The organism is Pseudomonas marginalis (genome assembly GCF_900105325.1).
Taxonomy (GTDB): Bacteria; Pseudomonadota; Gammaproteobacteria; order Pseudomonadales; family Pseudomonadaceae; genus Aquipseudomonas; species Aquipseudomonas marginalis.
This window is the reverse complement of record NZ_FNSU01000003.1, coordinates 4,540,600-4,559,537: the sequence shown is the minus strand read 5'-3', so window position 1 is coordinate 4,559,537 and position 18,938 is coordinate 4,540,600. Positions and strand designations below refer to the sequence as shown.

General features: G+C 61.3%; 17 protein-coding genes. 12 read left to right on the top strand and 5 right to left on the bottom strand.

Annotated features, from left to right (window positions below; translation table 11 throughout):
• Positions 1 to 3 precede the first annotated feature (3 nt).
• From BLW22_RS30570 to BLW22_RS30520, 11 genes are all read left to right on the top strand, one after another.
• A complete protein-coding gene (locus BLW22_RS30570; protein WP_027608008.1) occupies positions 4 to 324 on the top strand; it encodes a DUF2388 domain-containing protein in 321 nt (106 codons plus the stop codon).
• A complete protein-coding gene (locus BLW22_RS30565; protein ID WP_065926873.1) occupies positions 321 to 2,282 on the top strand; it encodes a DUF7844 domain-containing protein in 1,962 nt (653 codons plus the stop codon). Before BLW22_RS30570 ends, BLW22_RS30565 begins: the two co-directional genes overlap by 4 nt.
• A gap of 313 nt (positions 2,283 to 2,595) precedes the next feature.
• Positions 2,596 to 3,903 (top strand): CitMHS family transporter, encoded by a 1,308-nt coding sequence (locus tag BLW22_RS30560; protein ID WP_003170826.1) that lies wholly within the window; start codon positions 2,596 to 2,598, stop codon positions 3,901 to 3,903.
• A gap of 68 nt (positions 3,904 to 3,971) precedes the next feature.
• Complete coding sequence (locus BLW22_RS30555; RefSeq protein WP_027608010.1) at positions 3,972 to 4,739, top strand: TerC family protein; 768 nt, start codon at positions 3,972 to 3,974, stop codon at positions 4,737 to 4,739.
• Between the two features lie 212 nt (positions 4,740 to 4,951).
• The gene (locus tag BLW22_RS30550; protein ID WP_065926872.1) at positions 4,952 to 6,610 is read left to right on the top strand and encodes a Na/Pi cotransporter family protein; all 1,659 of its coding nucleotides are present in this window, start codon (positions 4,952 to 4,954) and stop codon (positions 6,608 to 6,610) included.
• A gap of 57 nt (positions 6,611 to 6,667) precedes the next feature.
• Positions 6,668 to 8,050 (top strand): M16 family metallopeptidase, encoded by a 1,383-nt coding sequence (locus BLW22_RS30545; protein ID WP_065926871.1) that lies wholly within the window; start codon positions 6,668 to 6,670, stop codon positions 8,048 to 8,050.
• A 72-nt stretch (positions 8,051 to 8,122) separates the two neighbouring features.
• Positions 8,123 to 9,154 (top strand): DUF5924 family protein, encoded by a 1,032-nt coding sequence (locus tag BLW22_RS30540; protein ID WP_065946472.1) that lies wholly within the window; start codon positions 8,123 to 8,125, stop codon positions 9,152 to 9,154.
• Positions 9,155 to 9,208: 54 nt separating this feature from the next.
• Positions 9,209 to 10,357 carry an ABC transporter permease gene (locus BLW22_RS30535; protein WP_074848111.1) on the top strand — a complete coding sequence of 383 codons (1,149 nt, stop codon included), beginning with the start codon at positions 9,209 to 9,211 and terminating at the stop codon, positions 10,355 to 10,357.
• The gene (locus tag BLW22_RS30530) at positions 10,354 to 11,157 is read left to right on the top strand and encodes an ABC transporter ATP-binding protein (RefSeq protein WP_065937854.1); all 804 of its coding nucleotides are present in this window, start codon (positions 10,354 to 10,356) and stop codon (positions 11,155 to 11,157) included. Before BLW22_RS30535 ends, BLW22_RS30530 begins: the two co-directional genes overlap by 4 nt.
• A 1-nt stretch (position 11,158) precedes the next feature.
• Positions 11,159 to 12,097, top strand: coding sequence for an MlaD family protein (locus BLW22_RS30525; RefSeq protein ID WP_027608016.1), 939 nt, complete (start codon positions 11,159 to 11,161; stop codon positions 12,095 to 12,097).
• Positions 12,094 to 12,705 (top strand): ABC-type transport auxiliary lipoprotein family protein, encoded by a 612-nt coding sequence (locus BLW22_RS30520; protein WP_065926867.1) that lies wholly within the window; start codon positions 12,094 to 12,096, stop codon positions 12,703 to 12,705. Before BLW22_RS30525 ends, BLW22_RS30520 begins: the two co-directional genes overlap by 4 nt.
• Positions 12,706 to 12,797: 92 nt before the next feature.
• Here the strand turns inward: BLW22_RS30520 and BLW22_RS30515 are convergent, their stop codons facing one another.
• From BLW22_RS30515 to BLW22_RS30495, 5 genes are all read right to left on the bottom strand, one after another.
• Entirely contained in the window at positions 12,798 to 14,027 is a 1,230-nt protein-coding gene (locus BLW22_RS30515; RefSeq protein WP_027608018.1) for a nucleoside recognition domain-containing protein, read from the bottom strand.
• 97 nt (positions 14,028 to 14,124) lie between these two features.
• Positions 14,125 to 15,456 (bottom strand): glutamate/aspartate:proton symporter GltP, encoded by a 1,332-nt coding sequence (gene gltP / locus BLW22_RS30510; protein ID WP_065926866.1) that lies wholly within the window; start codon positions 15,454 to 15,456, stop codon positions 14,125 to 14,127.
• A 727-nt stretch (positions 15,457 to 16,183) separates the two neighbouring features.
• Complete coding sequence (locus tag BLW22_RS30505; RefSeq protein ID WP_065946470.1) at positions 16,184 to 16,651, bottom strand: inhibitor of vertebrate lysozyme family protein; 468 nt, start codon at positions 16,649 to 16,651, stop codon at positions 16,184 to 16,186.
• Positions 16,652 to 16,653: 2 nt separating this feature from the next.
• On the bottom strand, positions 16,654 to 16,818 hold the full coding sequence (locus tag BLW22_RS30500) for a DUF1328 domain-containing protein (RefSeq protein WP_003170804.1): 165 nt from the start codon (positions 16,816 to 16,818) through the stop codon (positions 16,654 to 16,656).
• An 81-nt stretch (positions 16,819 to 16,899) separates the two neighbouring features.
• Positions 16,900 to 17,199: a hypothetical protein gene (locus BLW22_RS30495; protein WP_065926887.1), complete on the bottom strand. Its 300-nt coding sequence runs from the start codon at positions 17,197 to 17,199 to the stop codon at positions 16,900 to 16,902.
• Between the two features lie 389 nt (positions 17,200 to 17,588).
• Here BLW22_RS30495 and algB point away from each other — a divergent pair, with 389 nt between their 5' ends.
• Complete coding sequence (algB, locus tag BLW22_RS30490; RefSeq protein ID WP_065926864.1) at positions 17,589 to 18,935, top strand: sigma-54-dependent response regulator transcription factor AlgB; 1,347 nt, start codon at positions 17,589 to 17,591, stop codon at positions 18,933 to 18,935.
• Positions 18,936 to 18,938: the final 3 nt, after the last annotated feature.

The window sequence follows — 18,938 nt, the reverse complement described above, 5'->3', positions numbered from 1 at the left end:
TCCATGCGTAGCCCGCTGATCGCCGCCACCCTTGGCCTGCTGTTGTTGGCCGACGTTGCCCAGGCACATACCCTGGTGGCCACCAGTAACATCATTGTTCGCGCCTCTGGCCGCACCATTGATTTCACTTCGGACACCACCACCTCCATCCGCGACTCCAAAGTCGTGCGCGAAGCCCACGATGACGCGGCCAGTTTCGTCGCCACCAACGGCGAGATCCGCGGCGCACAGTTGGAAGCCGCCTTCGACACCCTGCGCACCCGCCTGCCGGAAGCGCGCGATGCCAGCGACCAGACCCTCGCCGAAGCTATCCTCGCTCTGTGAGGCGCCTTGTCGCCTGGCTCCTGGCCGGGACTGTGCTGCTGTGTGCCAGCGCAGCCCAGGCCAGCCTGCAACTGCGGCTCAAGACAGATGGCTTGAGCCCGACCGAACAGCAGGCCAGCCAGGCATTGCTCGACGAGGCGATGCGCTCGCTGCCACCGCGCTTCGTCGAGCAGTTGGACCGGCGCATCGATGTCGGCTGGACCGACAAGATGCCCGAAAATGCCTACGGCCAGGCCTCCCTGGTGTCCGAGTTGGACCTCAACCGCAACCTGCTCGACAGCCTGACCGACGGCAGCGCCGCCACGCAAAAAACCAATCGCCCCCACGGCACCGTGCGCCGGGAAATGCTCGCCACCGTGCTGCATGAACTGACCCACATCTATGACCGTGCGCGCCTGTGGCCCAAGGACGAACGCGCGCTGATCCAGCGTTGCAGCCGCCAGAACAACATCACCGGCCTGATCGGCCTGCCCGATCAATGCCGTGGCCAGAATGACCGACGCTTCACCCTCAGCGATGACCCGCGCCTGCTGGACCTGGCGGGCTGGCCGCAATATGTCGGCCGTCGCGGTGAGCGCGAACAACACAACCGTCAGGTCGCGCGCAGCCCGGATATCTACGAAACCACCAGCCCGCTGGAATTCGTAGCGGTCAATATGGAGTACTTCCTCCTCGACCCAAGCTATGCCTGCCGGCGCCCCGCGCTGTTCCGCTATTACAAGGAACACTTCGGCTGGGCCCCACCGGAACAAGACACCTGCGCCAAGACCTACGCGTTCCTCAACGCCGGCAACGATTTCGCCAAGACACCCCTGGGCCACGTCGACCCGGAGCGGGTCTACGAAATCGACTACCTGCTGGCCGAAGCCAACCAGAACCTGGTCAGCCGCTGGGGCCACAGTATGTTGCGCCTGGTGATCTGCGCGCCGGGCCGCCCCCGTGGGCCGGACTGCCGGCTCGACCTGGACCAGCACCTGGTGCTGTCCTACCGCGCCTTCGTCGGCGATGTACAGCTGTCCAGCTGGGACGGCCTGGTGGGCAAGTACCCGTCACGGCTGTTCGTGTTGCCGCTGGCCCAGGTGATCGACGAATACACCAAGACCGAACTGCGCGGCCTGGCGTCCGTGCCGCTGAAACTGTCGCGCCAGGAGATCAACGACACCGTCGAGCACGCCGCTGAAATGCACTGGAGCTATGACGGCAACTATTACTTCCTGTCCAACAATTGCGCGGTCGAAAGCCTGAAACTGCTGCGCAGCGGCAGCGCCAACCCGCAGCTGACCGGCCTGGATAACATCACGCCTAATGGCCTGCTGGAAGTGCTGCAAGCCCGCGGCCTGGCGGATACCAGCGTACTCAACGACAAACGCGAGGCCATGCGCCTGGGGTATCACTTCGACTCCTTCCGCGAACGCTACCAGGCAATGTTCGACGTGCTGCGCAAACACCTGCCGATCAAACAGACCCAGGTTGAAGACTGGCTGTCCCTCAGCGCCGAAGAGCGCCGCCAGTGGTTCGACCAGGCCGACCTGCGCACCAGCGCCGCACTGCTGCTGCTGGAACAGGCGAGCTTTCGCAAACAGCTGATGCTGGCCCAGGACGAAGTCAAGCAACGCTACCTCGGTGCACGCGAGCTGAAAAACGGCGGCATGGAGAAAGCCAACGCCACACTGCAGCAGATCCTCGCCAACAGTGGCTTCCTCAGCCGTCCCGCAGAACTGCTGGGCAGCGGTGGCTATGGCCTGCCGCAACCATCGGAAGCCAAGCGCCTGGAATCGGAAAGCGCCGAGCGCCAGAAGCAGCTGCAATCGCTCACCGGCGAGCTGGATAAAGAGGTGAGGGCGCTGCTGGATCCGTCCCGCGCGGCCGAAATTGCTGCGTGTGAAGCCAACCTCAAGCAGGTGGGTGAACACCTGCGCAAACTGCACAAAGCAGCGGGCGGCCTCGAGCTGCCCTGAAGTACACGGGATAAACACATTCCAATGTGGGAGCAAGCCCCCTCCCACATTTGAAATGTGTACACCTGAAGACCGTACATCTTCCCACCACCAACTGTTTTGCCAACGAAAGCTGGCTGAAAGCTAACGCGTCTAGGATCGCCCCCAACTGCCGGCAACAGACCGGCTGTACACAACAACAATGGTGATCCCCGATGTCCGTCCGTACCCGCCTGTTCGCCCCAACTCCACCCGTACGCCTCGTGCCCTTCGTTCTGCGCTGACCCCACCCCGGTTCGCCATTCCCTAGCCGCGCTACGCCTGGAGTATTCCTATGCTGACTTTCCTTGGCTTTGCCATGGTCATCACGTTCATGTTCCTGATCATGACCAAGCGCCTGTCCGCGCTGATCGCCCTGATCATCGTGCCTATCCTGTTCGCGCTGTTCGGCGGTTTCGCACCGAAGATCGGCCCGATGATGCTCGAAGGCATTACCAAGCTCGCGCCCACCGGCGTGATGCTGATGTTCGCCATCCTCTATTTTGCCCTGATGATCGACTCCGGCCTGTTCGACCCGGCTGTGCGCAAGATCCTCAAGATGGTCAAGGGCGACCCGCTGAAGGTGTCGGTCGGCACCGCCGTACTGGCCCTGGTGGTGTCCCTCGACGGTGACGGCGCCACCACCTACATGATTTGCGTGGCCGCCATGCTGCCGCTGTACCAGCGCATCGGCATGAGCCCGCGGATCATGGCCGGCCTGATCATCCTCGCCGGTGGCGTGATGAACATGACCCCCTGGGGCGGCCCGACCGCCCGCGCCGCCAGTGCGCTGCACGTGGACCCCTCGGATATTTTCGTACCGATGATCCCGGCGATGGCCGCCGGTGTGGTCGCGATCCTGGTGATTGCCTACATGTACGGCAAGCGCGAACGGGCGCGCCTGGGTGAACTGCACCTGCAAGGCGACGAGATCGACCACAGCGAGATCAGCGTGTCGCAATACCCGGACGCCCGTCGTCCGAAGCTGATCTGGTTCAACGGTGCCCTGACCCTGGCCCTGATGTGCACCCTGATCGCCGGCCTGTTGCCGCTGCCGGTGCTGTTCATGGTGGCATTCAGTATCGCGATGATCGTCAACTACCCGTGCCTGCAACAGCAGAAAGACCGCGTCGCCGCCCACGCCGGCAGCGTATTGGCGGTGGTCGGGTTGATCTTCGCCGCAGGGATCTTCACCGGCATCCTGTCGGGCACCGGCATGGTCGATGCCATGTCCAAGAGCCTGCTGGCCGTCATTCCGGAAGCCATGGGCCCTTACCTGGCGGTGATCACCGCACTGGTGAGCATGCCGTTCACCTTCTTCATGTCCAACGATGCGTTCTACTATGGCGTACTGCCAGTACTCGCCGAAGCCGCCAGCCATTACGGCATCACCGCAGTGGAAATGGCCCGCGCCTCGATTGTTGGCCAGCCCGTGCACTTGCTCAGCCCGCTGGTACCGTCGACCTACCTGTTGGTGGCCCTGGCCGGTATCGAATTTGGCGATCACCAGCGCTTCACCCTGAAGTGGGCAGTACTGGTATGCCTGTGCATAATGTTCGCCGCATTGCTGATGGGGATTTTTCCGCTGTTCAGCACTCTATAATCGTACCGACTCACTCACCGCGCGGCGCTGCAGCTTGCGCGGTTTAACACTTGCTCAAAGGAATACACATGGAATGGCTGACCAATCCGGAAATCTGGATTGCCTTCTTCACCCTGACGGCCCTCGAGATCGTCCTGGGCATCGATAACATCATCATGATTTCGATCCTGGTCAGCCGCATGCCCAAGCATATGCAGGCACGCACCCGGATCTTCGGCCTGGCATTGGCCATGGTCACGCGAATCCTGTTGCTGCTGTCGATCACCTGGGTCATGCGCCTGACCGACGACCTGTTCGTGGTCTTCGGCCAAGGCATTTCCGGCCGCGACCTGATCCTGTTCTTCGGTGGCCTGTTCCTGCTGTGGAAAAGCTCCCAGGAGATGTACCACGCCCTGGAAGGTGAAGACGAAACCCACGACGAACCCAAGGGCGCCGGTGGCAAGTTCATCTACACCATCATCCAGATCGCAATCATCGACATCGTCTTCTCCCTGGACTCGGTGATCACCGCCGTGGGCATGGTCTCCCATGTGCCGGTCATGGTTGCCGCGATCATTGTTGCCGTATTGGTGATGATGCTGGCCGCCGGCACCATCAGCGACTTCATCGACAAGCACCCGTCGCTGAAGATGCTGGCGCTGTCGTTCCTGCTGGTGGTGGGTACCGTACTGATCGCCGAATCCTTCGACGTGCACGTGCCAAAAGGCTACGTCTACTTCGCCATGGCATTCTCGCTGGCGGTGGAAGCGGTGAACATCAAGATGCGCACCGCCATCGCGAAAAAGAAGAAACAGCAGGACCCTGTGAAACTGCGCAAGGATATTCCGGGTCAATAAACCCGAGCCAGACAAAAAAGGGGCTTTTATAAGCCCCTTTTTTTCATGCATAAAAAGCTGATTTCATGACAGTTTTGTTTCAATCCCCACTTTAGCTATGCGATGCTGGCGCCGAGCCCATTCGCCAACTACAGCTTAACTACAAGACGTAGAACGGCACGCGGCAATTCTCATTTGCGCCAAATGGCGCACACCCACACGGGGGGCCGAGCATGCTGACCTTGCTCAATCTGCTTTCCGCCGTGACCCTGCTTATCTGGGGCACGCACATCGTCCGTACCGGCATTCTGCGGGTCTACGGTTCCAACCTGCGTCAAGTCATCGGGCAGAACATGTCCAAGCGCTGGCTGGCATTTGTCGCCGGCATCCTGGTGACTGCCATGGTGCAGAGCAGCAACGCCACGGCAATGCTGGTGACCTCCTTTGTCGGCCAGGGCCTGATGGGGCTGGTGCCCGCCCTGGCGACCATGCTCGGCGCCGACGTCGGTACCGCGCTGATGGCGCGGGTGCTGACCTTCGACCTGTCCTGGCTGTCGCCGCTGCTGATCTTTCTCGGGGTGATTTTCTTCCTGTCGCGCAAACAGACGCGGGCCGGGCAGTTGGGCCGGGTCGGGATCGGCCTCGGGCTGATCATCCTCGCGCTGCAGTTAATCGTCGAAGCCGCCGGGCCGATTACCCACGCCCAGGGCGTGAAAGTGCTGTTCGCCTCGCTGACCGGCGATATTTTGCTCGATGCCCTGGTCGGCGCCCTGTTCGCGATGATTTCCTACTCCAGCCTCGCCGCTGTCCTGCTGACCGCCACCCTGGCCGGCGCCGGGGTGATCGGCTTGCACGTGGCCATCGGCCTGGTAATCGGCGCCAACATCGGCAGTGGCGTGCTGGCCTTTCTCAGCACCAGCATGCAGAACGCCGCCGGTCGCCAGGTCGCCTTGGGCAGCCTGCTGTACAAACTGATCGGCCTGCTGCTGATTATCCCGGTGCTCGACCCGCTGGTGCTGTGGATGGACGGCCTGGACTACAGCGCCCAAGGCATGGTCATCACCTTCCACCTGCTCTACAACGTCAGCCGTTGCCTGATCCTGCTGCCCACCATCGGCCCCATGGCCAGGCTGTGCGCCTGGTTGCTGCCGGAGCGGGACGAGGTCAACGGCAAGGCCAAACCGCGCCACCTGGACCCCACGGCCCTGACCACACCGAGCCTGGCCCTGGCCAACGCCGCGCGCGAAACCCTGCGCCTGGGTGATCTGATCGACAACATGCTCACCGCCATGCAGGAAGTGCTGCGCGGCAAACAGACAGCCATTACCCAGGAAATACGCAGCCTCAGCGATGATGTCGAGGCACTCTACAGCGCGATCAAACTCTACCTGGCGCAAATGCCCCGCGAAGACCTCAGCGAGCAAGACAGTCGGCGCTGGGCCGAAATCATCGAGCTGTCGATCAACCTGAAACTGGCCGGCGACCTGATCGAACGCATGCTGCGTAAAGTCCAGCAGCAGAAAACCTCCCAACGCCGCCAGTTTTCCGAAGTGGGCCTGGAAGAACTCACCGGCCTGCACAGCCAATTGATCGCCAACCTGCGCCTGGGCTTGTCGGTGTTCCTCAGTGCCGACCCGGAAAGCGCCCGCCAACTGCTGCGCGAAAAGCGCCGCTTTCGCGCCCAGGAACGCCGCCTGGCCCACGCCCACGTCAGTCGCCTGCAACGCAAGATCGTGCAGAGCCTGGAGACCAGTTCCCTGCACCTGGAGCTGATTGCCGACATGAAACGCTTGAACTCGTTGTTTTGCAGCAGTGCTTATGTAGTCTTGGAAACGTCCGACACCGGCGCACTCTCCGCCGAAGATATTGCCGACATCACACATTCGCCCTGAACGTACGATGGCCCGTGAAGTCAGTTAAAGCTGACCTCACTCGCCAGGAAGCTTGTTATGCGTCGCCTGTTGTTCGCTTGCCTGCTCATGGGTTCTGCCCACGTCCTTGCCTTTGACCGCTTGCAGGTTGAGGGCTACACCTTGCCCAACGGCCTGCAATTGCTGCTTAAACCGGGCACCGAGCGCGGCCATGTGGCGATTCGCCTGGTGGTCGGCGTCGGCCTGGACGACTTCGGTTGCGAGGACAAGGAACTGCCGCACCTGCTCGAGCACTTGCTGTTCAGCGGTATCGACGGCGGCGGCGAAGGCGAGCTGGAAGACCGCATGCAAGCCCTGGGTGGCGAGTGGAACGCCTACACCAGCAACGCCGATACGACCTTTGTGATCGAGGCACCCGCGCAAAACCAGCGCAAGGTGCTCGACCTGCTGCTGGCGATCATCACCCGCACCCAGTTGACCGACGCCAATATCAACGCGGCCAAACAGGTCGTCGAGCGCGAAGACGGCGGTCATTACTCCCACCTGCAACGCCTGCTCGACCGCCAGGACCTGGGTCACACCGCCAGCAATCAACTGGCCATCGAGCTGGGGCTCAAATGCGCCGAGCGTGCCGAGGTCGATCACCTGACCCGTGACCAGCTGGAGACGCTGCGCAAAAATTGGTACGCCCCCAACAACATGACCCTGATCATCGTCGGCGACCTCGACAAACTGCTGCCGGCCTACCTGGAGCGCACCTACGGTCAACTCGACCCGATCGAACCCAGCGAGCACCCGGCGCTGCCGCAGATCCAGCACGCCGCCGCCAGCCACCGCGACCTGATCCACGGCTGGGTGGGTGACAGTGCCAAACTGCACTGGCTGTTCCCCGAGCCGGTGCTGGACGACCAGCATGATGAAACCTACGACCTGCTCAAGGATTACCTGGATTGGGCGCTGTACCGCCAACTGCGCCTCAAGCATGGGTTGTCCTACGGCCCCTGGAGCGAGCGCGAAGTGCTCGGCGGCGTTGGCTTCCTCAGCCTGAATGCCGACCTCGAGCGGGACAACCTCCCCGAAGCCGAGCAGGTGCTGCAAGACCTCAAGGCGCAACTGCTCAAGGACGGCCTTGACCCAACGGTATTCGCGCGCCTCAAACAGGCCGCCATCGCCCGCCAGGCCTGGGCCGTGCAGGGCAACAGCGCGCTGGCCGACTATTATTGGAGCGCCTCGGGCGATTACGACAACGGCCACTTCAGCGACCCGGTCAAACGCATCAAGGCCGTGAGCCTGGAGCAGACCAGCCAGGCCATGCGCGAGTTGCTCAAGCAACCGGGTTACTGGCGCATCGAGAAACCACTGCTGAGCTACGACATGCTCAACTGGATCGGCGCCGGCGTCCTCGGGCTGATCGCCATTGCGTTGATCGGCGTGCGCCGTTATCGCAAACGGATCGCGTAATGAGGCACCGAACCCTGGCCTAAGACGTTATTCTGTCTGGGATTTTTTCCTACAAAGACTGCGAACCGCCGAATGCAAAACCTGACCCGCTTAATCACCCGCGTCCTCGAACTGATGAAGCGCTACCCAGGGGTGATTGCACTCGGCGGTTTTATCTCGGGTGTATGCAGCTTCATCCTGGTGGATCGCCAGCAGGGCATGGCCAGTTGGATCGCGGTGATCATGCTGGTGAGCTGGCTGTGGCTGATGCTGGAAAACAGCTTTACCCAGCTGTTCACCAAAGTCTTCAAGCGCGAAATACCCGAACCCCTGCTGCGCTACGCGACCCAGATGATTCACCAGGAAAGTCTGTTCTTCGTGCTGCCGTTCTTTTTCGTCACCACCGCCTGGAACAGCGGCCAATCGGTGTTCACCGGCCTGCTCGGCGCGGCCGCGCTGGTTTCGATCGTCGACCCGCTGTACTACAAATGGCTGGCGCCCAAGCGTTCGTTGTTCCTCGCGTTGCACACCCTGACCCTGTTCGCCGCGCTGCTCACTGCGCTGCCGATCATCCTGCACCTGACCACCGCCGAAAGTTACAAACTCGCCCTCGGCGTCGCCATGGCCTTGTCGATTCCAAGCCTGGCGGTGAGCCTGCCGCTGCGCAGCCTCAAGGGCTGGGCGATGCTGCTGGGGGTAACGGCCGCCATTGGTTGCGCGGGCTGGTTCCTGCGCAGTTGGGTACCGCCGGCCACCTTGTGGATGACCGAAGTCGCGATCAGCACCCAACTGCAAGACCGCACGCCGGGTGACGACCTCAAGGAAGTCAGCGCCGCCCAACTGCGCAGCGGCGGGCTCTATGCCTACACCGCAATCAACGCGCCGCGCGGGCTGGATGAGCGCATCTACCACGTGTGGAAATTCAACGGCAAAGAGGTCGACCGCATCGCCCTGGACATCCACGGCGGACGCAAGGAGGGCTACCGCGCCTGGACCCACAAGCAGAACTTCCCGCCCGAAGCGGTAGGGCGCTGGCAAGTCCAAGTGTTGACGGAGGACGGCCAGGTGATCGGCGTGCTGCGTTTTAAAGTGACGGACACAGCACAAACCGACAACCCAAAGTAGGCAGGATCGTGCTATTACGTAGGAATTGTGGATAGCCAGACAAGCTCGGAGCTTATGACCAGTAGTACTACGGCCGGCGCAGCCCACCTCGATACGTCCACCGCTCCCCCGTTACTGCGGATTACAGGGGACTGGACGCTTGCCCACTACGCAAACCTGAAGAAGCTGTCGGACAAGCTCGACGGCCAATACGACGCCGGAGCGCGCATCGATCTCAATGGCCTCGGCGCCCTGGATACCGCCGGCGCCTCGCTGCTGGTGGAGCTGCTGGGGCCCACCCGTATCGAACAATCCGCCGAGCAGACCGACTGCAGCCTGTCCGCCGCCGACCGCGCGCTGCTCAAGACCGTCTACCGCTCCCTCAACGATTTTTGCGTGCCGGACAAAGCGCCGGAAGAAGCCACTGGCATTCAGGTGCTGGCGCGTATCGGCGCGGCCGTGGACAAGGTCTGGCAAGACAGCAAGCAACTGCTGGGCTTTATCGGCCTGATCCTCGAAACCTTTGCCCGGGGCATTTTCCGGCCCAAGCGCTGGCGCCTGACGCCGATGGTCGCCCATCTTGAACAGGTCGGCCTCGACGCCGCGCCCATCGTCGCGTTGCTGACCTTTCTGGTCGGTGCCGTCGTGGCGTTCCTCGGCGCTACAGTGCTCAAGAGCTTTGGCGCAACGATCTTTACCGTGGACCTGGTGGCGTTCTCTTTCCTACGGGAATTCGGCGTATTGCTCACCGCCATCCTGATTGCCGGTCGCACCGCCAGCGCCTTTACCGCGCAAATCGGCTCGATGAAGGCCAATGAAGAAATCGACGCCATCCGCACCCTGGGCCTGGACCCGATGGAGTTGCTGGTATTGCCGCGCGTGCTGGCGTTGCTGGTGGCACTGCCGATGCTGACGTTCATGGCGATGCTGGCGGGGATCGTCGGCGGCGGCGTGGTCTGCGCCGTGGCCCTGGACATCTCGCCGGCGATGTTCCTCTCGCTGCTGCAATCGGACATTGGCGTGCAGCACTTCCTGGTGGGCATGGTAAAAGCCCCGTTCTTCGCCTTCCTGATCGCCGCCATCGGCTGCCTGGAAGGCTTCAAGGTCAGCGGCAGCGCCGAATCGGTCGGCGCCCACACCACCTCCAGCGTGGTGCAATCGATCTTTGTGGTGATCGTGCTGGATGCGGTGGCTGCGTTGTTCTTCATGGAGATGGGCTGGTGAGTCGTCTGCACCGTGCGCCCACCGAGGCGGTGATTGAAGTGCGTGGCCTGTGCAATCGCTTTGGCAGCCAACGCGTGCACGAGCATCTCGACCTGGATCTGTACAAGGGCGAAATCCTTGCGGTGGTCGGCGGATCCGGCAGCGGTAAATCAGTGCTGCTACGCAGCATCGTCGGCCTGCGCCGGCCCAGTGAAGGCGAAGTGCGGGTGTTCGGTAAGAACCTGCCGAGCCTGCCGGAACATGAACGCTCGCTGGTGGAACGGCGCTTTGGCGTACTGTTCCAGAAGGGCGCGCTGTTCTCCTCGCTGACGGTGACCGAGAACGTCGCGCTGCCGCTGATCGAACATGCCGGGCTCAGCCGCCGTGATGCCGAGCACCTGGCTGCGGTCAAGCTGGCCTTGGCCGGACTGCCGCTGTCGGCGGCCGACAAATACCCCGCTTCGCTGTCCGGCGGCATGATCAAGCGCGCGGCCCTGGCACGCGCCCTGGCACTGGACCCGGACATCCTGTTCCTCGACGAACCCACCGCCGGCCTCGACCCGATTGGTGCGGCGCAATTCGACCAACTGATCCTGACCCTGCGTGATGCGCTGGGCCTGAGCGTGTTCCTGGTCACCCATGACCTGGACACGCTCTACACCATCACCGACCGTGTGGCGGTGCTGGCGCAGAAGAAGGTGCTGGTGGCCGATGCCATCGATATCGTCTCGGAAACGGACGACGCCTGGATTCACGAATATTTCCACGGCCCCCGTGGCCGCGCGGCATTGGATGCCGCTCAACCGCTCAACGAGGTATGACATGGAAACCCGAGCCCATCATGTGATGATCGGTCTGTTCAGCGTGATCGTGGTGGTCGGCGCGATGCTGTTTGGCCTGTGGCTGGCCAAATCCAGCGTCGACAGCGCCTTCCAGGATTACGAAGTGATCTTCAACGAAGCGGTCAGCGGTCTGTCCCAGGGCAGCTCGGTGCAATACAGCGGGATCAAGGTGGGCGATGTCATCAGCCTGCGCCTGGATCCCAAGGACCCGCGCCGCGTACTCGCGCGCATTCGCCTGGCCGGCCAGACGCCGATCAAGGAAGACACCCAGGCCAAACTCGCGCTGACCGGCATCACCGGCACCTCGATCATCCAACTCAGCGGCGGCACGCCGCAAAGCCCGGAGCTCAAGGGCAAGGACGGCAACCTGCCGGAGATCATCGCCTCGCCATCGCCGATCGCGCGATTACTCAATAACAGCAACGACCTGATGACCAGCATCAACCTGCTGCTGCACAACGCCAACGACATGTTCTCCGCGCAGAATGTCGAGCGCCTCAGCAACACCCTGGACCATCTGGAACAAACCACCGGCGCGATTGCCGACCAGCGTGGGGATATCAAGGTGGTGATGCAGCAATTGATGCAGGTAAGCAAGCAGGCCGGGGCCGCCCTGGAGCAAACCACGGCGCTGATGCGCAACGCCAATGGCCTGCTCAGTGATCAAGGCAAGCAGGTCTTCGGCAGCGCCGAACAGGCGATGAAATCCCTTGAGCAAAGCACCGCCACCATCAATACCTTGCTGACCAACAACAAGGACTCGGTGAACAGCGGCATGCAGGGCCTCAACGAACTGGCGCCGGCCGTGCGCGAACTGCGCGAAACCCTCGGTTCACTGCGCGCCATCTCTCGCCGCCTGGAAGCCAACCCCAGCGGCTACCTGCTGGGCAGCGACAAGAACAAGGAGTTCACGCCATGAAGCGTGCTTACCAAATGATCGCCCCTGTGGCCTTGGCGCTGATCAGCGCGTGTTCGATCCTGCCCAAGGCGGATCCGTCGGACGTCTACCGACTGCCTACGGCCCAGGGCACGACCCAGGGCGCGCCAGTCAATTGGTCGCTGCGCCTGGCCAAGCCGCAGACCAGTGAGTTCCTCGACAGCCCACGCATCGCCGTGGTGCCCAATGGCGATTTGATCAGCAGCTATGCGAACTCACGCTGGAGCGACCCAGTGCCGGTGCTGCTGCGCAATCGCCTGATGGACGGGTTCCAGCGCGATGGACGCGTAACGCTGTTGAGCACCGACGACACCAACCTGCAGGCCGATTATGAATTGGGCGGGCAGTTGCAGGCGTTTCAGAGCGAGTACCGGGGCAGTGCGGTAGCGGTGGTGATCCGCCTCGACGCACGCCTGGTGCGTGGGAGTGATCAGCGGATTATTGCCAGCCGGCGGTTTGAAGTGCAGCAGGCGGTGACTGACACCAAAGTGCCGGCGGTGGTGACCGGGTTTGGGTTGGCGGGAGATCAGTTGAACAGGCAGGTGGTGGAGTGGGTTGTTCAGCAGGGCAATGGTGCGGTGAAACGCTGAGGGCCTCATCGGGGCAAGCCCCCTCCCACATGTGGATCTGTGAACACATTCAGAATGTGGGAGGGGGCTTGCTCCCGATAGCTATTTAAGCCTCAGCCAAAGAACCAGTAGCACACCGCGATCGCTGCGACCACACCAGCAAACTCAGCCAGCAACGCGCACCCTACGGCATGCCGCGCCCGCTGGATGCCCACCGAACCGAAGTACACCGCCAACACATAAAAGGTGGTTTCCGTACTGCCCTGAATCGTCGCCGCCACCAGCGCCGGGAAGCTGTCCACCCCCTGGGTCTGCATGGTCTCGATCAACATCGCCCGGGCCGCGCTGCCGGAGAAGGGCTTGACCATCGCCGTCGGCAAGGCGTCGACAAAGCGCGTGTCCATGCCCGTCCAGGCCACCACATGGCGAATGCCTTCGAGGCCCAGGTCCAACGCGCCGGAGGCACGCAACACGCCCACCGCACACAGCATCGCCACCAGGTACGGCAGCAGGTTCTTGGCGACGTCGAAGCCTTCCTTGGCGCCTTCGACAAATGCTTCGTAGACCTTAACCTTGCGCAGCGCGCCGATCAGCAGGAACAGCATGATCAGGCCGAACAACGTGAGGTTGCCGAGGATTGACGACAACCCGGCCAATGCGGTGGCCGAGAGGGTCGCCAGCAGGGCCATGAACCCACCCAGTACCAATGCGCCTGGAACCAGGTAGGCCAGCACCACCGGGTCCCACAGCCGCAGGCGCTGCATCACCGCCACCGACAGCAGGCCCACCAATGTGGATGCGCTGGTGGCCAGCAGGATCGGCAGGAATACCAGGGTCGGATCGGGCGCACCTTGCTGGGCGCGATACATGAAGATCGTCACCGGCAACAGGGTCAGGGAGGATGCATTGAGCACCAGGAACAGGATTTGTGCGTTAGTCGCCGTGTTAGGGATGGGATTGAGCTCTTGCAGCGCCTTCATGGCCTTCAGGCCGATAGGTGTTGCTGCGTTATCCAGGCCCAAGCCGTTGGCGGCAAAGTTGAGGGTGATCAGGCCAATGGCCGGGTGACCGGCCGGCACTTCCGGCATCAGGCGCAGGAACAGCGGGCCCAGGGCCTTGGCCAGCCATTCGACAATCCCGGCTTTTTCGGCGATACGCAAGAAGCCCAGCCATAACGTCAGGGTGCCGAACAACAGCACCATCACTTCCACGGACAATTTGGCCATGGCGAAAATGCTTTCGACCATCGCCGCGAAAATCCCGGCGTTACCGCCCACCAGCCATTGCGCCAGTGCTGACACCATTGCCACGACAAAGAAGCCAAGCCACAGGCCATTGAGCATCAGTTGAATCCCCCGAAAGATGGGGCGAATGATAGCGGGGCTGACAGAAACGACAAACCCCGGATTTACCGGGGTTTGTCTTACAGCCGTCGGGCTATCAGCCGCGAGTGGCTTGGGCAGTCGGCAGGGCTTGCTTGGTGCGCCAGTGCGGCAGGGAGTTCCAGTAGCGCTCGCCCTTGGCGTCGTCGTACATGCCTTCCCAGCGCGAGATGACCAGCACGGCCAGGGCGTTGCCGATCACGTTCAGCGCGGTACGGGCCATGTCCATGATGCGGTCGACACCGGCGATGAAGGCCAGGCCTTCCAGCGGGATACCCACGCTGCCCAGGGTGGCCAGCAGCACCACGAAGGACACGCCCGGCACACCAGCGATGCCTTTGGAGGTGACCATCAGGGTCAATACCAGCATCAGTTGCTGGCCAATCGATAGGTCGATGCCATACAGCTGGGCGATAAAGATCGCCGCGATGCTCTGGTACAGGGTCGAACCGTCGAGATTGAACGAGTAGCCGGTCGGCACCACGAAGCTGCAGATGGCCTTGGGCGCGCCGTAGGCTTCCATCTTCTCGATCACACGCGGCAGCACAGTTTCGGAACTGGCGGTGGAGTAGGCCAGCACCAACTCGTCCTTGAAGATGCGCATCAGCTTGAGGATCGAGAAGCCGAACAGGCGAGCGATCAGGCCCAGCACCGCAAAGGCGAAGAACAGGATGGCGACGTAAACCAGGATCACCAGCTTGGCCAGCGGCAGCAGCGAGGCAAAGCCGAAGTTGGCCACGGTCACCGCGATCAGCGCGAATACGCCGATGGGGGCGTACTTCATGATCATGTGGGTGACTTTGAACATGCTCTCGGACACGCCCTGGAACATGGTCACCAGCGGCTCGCGCAGCTCCGGCTTGAGGCTCGACAAGCCCAGGCCGAACAGCACGGAGAAGAAGATGATCGGCAGCATCTCGCCACGGGCTACAGCGGCGAAGATGTTAGACGGGATCAGGTTGAGGATGGTCTGGATGAACGCATGCTCATGCTGCACCTCGGCGGCGGTCGCCTGGTACTTGGAAATATCGACGGTACCCAGGGTACTCATGTCGATGCCTGCGCCCGGGTGGAAAAGGTTGGCCAGCAGCAGGCCGACCACGATGGCGATGGTGGTGACCACTTCGAAGTAAAGGATGGTTTTGACGCCGATGCGCCCGAGTTTTTTCGCGTCACCGACACCGGCAATGCCGACGATCAACGAGGAAATCACAATCGGGATCACGATCATCTTGATCAGGCGGATAAAGATATCGCCCGCTGGCTGCAACACATTGCTGATCCACCAGGCCTTTTCAGCACTGAAATGGTTGAGCACTGCGCCGATTGCGATCCCCAATACCAAACCGATGAGGATCTGCCAGGCGAGGCTTAGCTTTGCCTTCTTCATGTCATTACCCTTACTTCAAGTGGACTTAAGGCAAATGCGCCAGCTGCAACGCTCGAGAGCGAAAAAGTGTGCGCATCTGCCTCCATGGAAGGTCACCGCAGCATGGCCGAAATGGCTTACTGGCAGGCGAAAAAAGGCGCAACTATTCCCATGCAAGGGGACGACGTCTAATGCCGTAAACGCCTACCCCATGCCAAATCGGCATGACTTTTTTCCATAATAACTGTCCGAACGGTCAGTTCAAATGTGACATTTTGTCCGGTGAATATGCCGTGAACCTGCCAATTCAGGCTCCCGCAGAGATTTTGCAGGTCTTGGAGAGGTTGGCAGAAATGCCGGGGAACTCTGCCGTCGAGCGTCGGAAACGTCCTATGGCGCGAGCAAAACTTTCTCGATAGATGGTCGCCCCGACACACCCAGTAATGGTTGGTCGAAAGCAAAATCAGGATTTGTGGCTATGGGCGGCATAGGAGGCGGGAATAAGAGTCACAAGCCCGCCGCAAGTTCAGCAAGCCGTGGGCTTGTGAACCTGCGTCGCAGCTTTTCACCTGACCTGGCCCTTGCGCAGGCACTCCCTGTGCCCGTAGGTCACGCCGATCTCAATTGATCAGAACAACCCGGCCCCCTGGTCATGCATCCCCCTTGGCGGGGGATGCAGACAGAAAGAAGCGAGAGGCTTCTTTCTATGGACGCTGATCGCGCAGACGACAGACCCGTCAGACGCAACCTAGTACCAATTCGGATCTTTCTTCAGCTGCTCCATCAGCAGCTTCTGCATGCCTTCGTCCGGCTTACCGATAAACCGGTAATCGGCATGCCGCGTCGGAGACTTGTCCGCCGGCAAACCGGCAGGGACTTCCACCAACATGGCGTAGGCATCTTCCTTGTCGAGGCTGAAGGCGACGATCAGGCGCTTGTTAAGGCACGTATCCGCAGTTTCGCAGAGCGGCCCCACCAAGTACTTATCGCCATCTTCTTCCACGGCATTCATCTGCTCGGCCGTGCCCGACAGGTTCAAGACCCATTCCGGCAGGCGCTCTTCTTTCTTCACCACGCCTTGCCAGGTCTCGCGGTACTGCGGATCCGCGCTGAGCAGTTCGTTGGCCCGCGACTGACCGTCATTGGCGGCCATCGCGAAGCCGCTGCCGCCCAAGAGCACAGCGGCAGCAATCGCTTTGAGGGACAAAGTGGTCATTTTCAGCCTCGGCCGCGACGACCAAAGAAGAACGAAGCAATGAACATCACCAGGAAGACCACAAACAGAATCTTGGCGATACCCGTGGCGGTGCCCGCGATACCACCGAAGCCCAGGACTGCGGCCACAATGGCGATGATCAGAAATGTGATTGCCCAACTCAACATGGTGATTCTCCTTACGCTTCTATAAAAGGTAACAGCGGTGATACCGTTCAGGCGCTCAACACAAGCGTCCGACGTTTTTGCCTAGAACACCCAACGCTCTTGGGTTGGCAGCTCGCCCAGGGTGGAGTCCTGATCGGCCACTCTCAATTGCTTGGCGGTCACATCGGCAGAAACGCTCCCGACGGCACGGCTCTCAATGGAACTGAAATGGGTCTGGGTCATTACCGGACGTTCGAATTGCGGGGCTTGGGGCTGACTCTGCTGCCAATGTTGCATCTGCTGGCCTGCAATCAGCGTGACCATCAGGGCCAGGCTGGCAAACAGCCCCTGTTGCATACGCAGTGGCGATACACGCAGTTGGCTGAGGTGTTGGCGAGTCATGCTGCTTTTCTCCCGCATTCTGATTATTCGTTCATGACGCTCTTGAGAGAGGTATTGCAGAGCGCATGCCAGCTTTTTTACAAAATAAAAACCATTAAAATCAACATCTTATAAATTAAGGCTCAACTGGCGGCGCAGCATCCTGCACGATCCACCGCTACAGGCCGTGCGAAATGCACGATGGCCAGCGGTCGGGTCAAAGGATCGAATGCGCGGGTTGAGTTGCCGAAGTGGCAAGACGGAATGAAAACGCCATCAGACGGGGCTTTGTAGGAAGACTTGCAGATAGCTGCACGACGTTGCTTTTTATCGATCAGAATAAACCATGCAACTTGCCCGATTATTCCGGGACTAAACACCATCATTCATAGTTAAGGAGCGCGGGACAGATGGAATCAGCCAAGGAACTTCAAGGCCGCATTCTTTTAGTGGATGACGAGTCCGCGATCCTCCGCACCTTCCGTTATTGCCTGGAAGATGAAGGCTACACCGTCGCCACCGCCAACAGCGCCGCCCAGGCCGATGCCCTGATGCAACGCCAGGTGTTCGACCTGTGCTTCCTAGACCTGCGCCTGGGTGAAGACAATGGCCTGGATGTGTTGGCCCAGATGCGGATCCAGGCGCCGTGGATGCGTGTGGTGATCGTCACCGCCCATTCCGCCGTCGATACCGCCGTGGACGCGATCCAGGCGGGTGCCGCCGACTACCTGGTCAAGCCTTGCAGCCCCGACCAACTTCGCCTGGCCACCGCCAAACAGCTGGAGGTGCGCCAACTTTCCGCGCGCCTGGAAGCATTGGAAGGCGCCGTACGCCAGCAGAAAGACGGCCTCGACTCCCACAGCCCGTCAATGATGGTTGTGCTTGAAACCGCACGCCAGGTGGCGGGCACCGATGCCAACATCCTGATCCTCGGCGAGTCCGGCACGGGTAAAGGCGAACTGGCCCGGGCCATTCACGGCTGGAGCAAGCGCTCGAAGAAATCCTGCGTGACCATCAACTGTCCGTCGCTGACGGCAGAACTGATGGAAAGCGAGCTGTTCGGCCATAGCCGTGGTGCCTTTACCGGTGCCAGTGAGAGCACGTTGGGCCGGGTCAACCAGGCGGACGGCGGTACACTGTTTCTCGACGAAATCGGCGACTTTCCCCTCACTCTGCAACCCAAGTTGCTGCGATTTATCCAGGACAAGGAGTATGAGCGCGTGGGCGACCCGGTCACCCGTCGCGCCGATGTGCGTATCCTGGCCGCCACCAACCTGAACCTGGAAGACATGGTGCGCGACGGTCGCTTCCGTGAAGACTTGCTGTATCGCCTCAACGTCATCACCTTGCACCTGCCCCCGCTGCGCGAGCGCAGTGAAGACATCCTCACCCTGGCAGACCGCTTCCTGGCGCGCTTCGTCAAGGAATACGCCCGCCCGGCGCGGGGCTTCAGTGATCAAGCGCGCGAAGCCCTGCTCAACTATCGCTGGCCAGGCAATATCCGCGAACTCCGCAACGTGGTGGAACGCGCCAGCATCATCTGCCCACAGGAAAAGGTCGAAATCATCCACCTCGGCATGGCCGAACAACCGACCAATAACGCCCCGCGCATTGGCGCGGCGTTGAGCCTGGACGAGCTGGAGAAAGCCCATATCGGCGCCGTATTGGCCACCAGCGATACCCTGGACCAGGCCGCCCGCACCCTAGGCATCGACGCGTCGACCCTGTACCGCAAACGCAAACAGTACAACCTGTGAGCT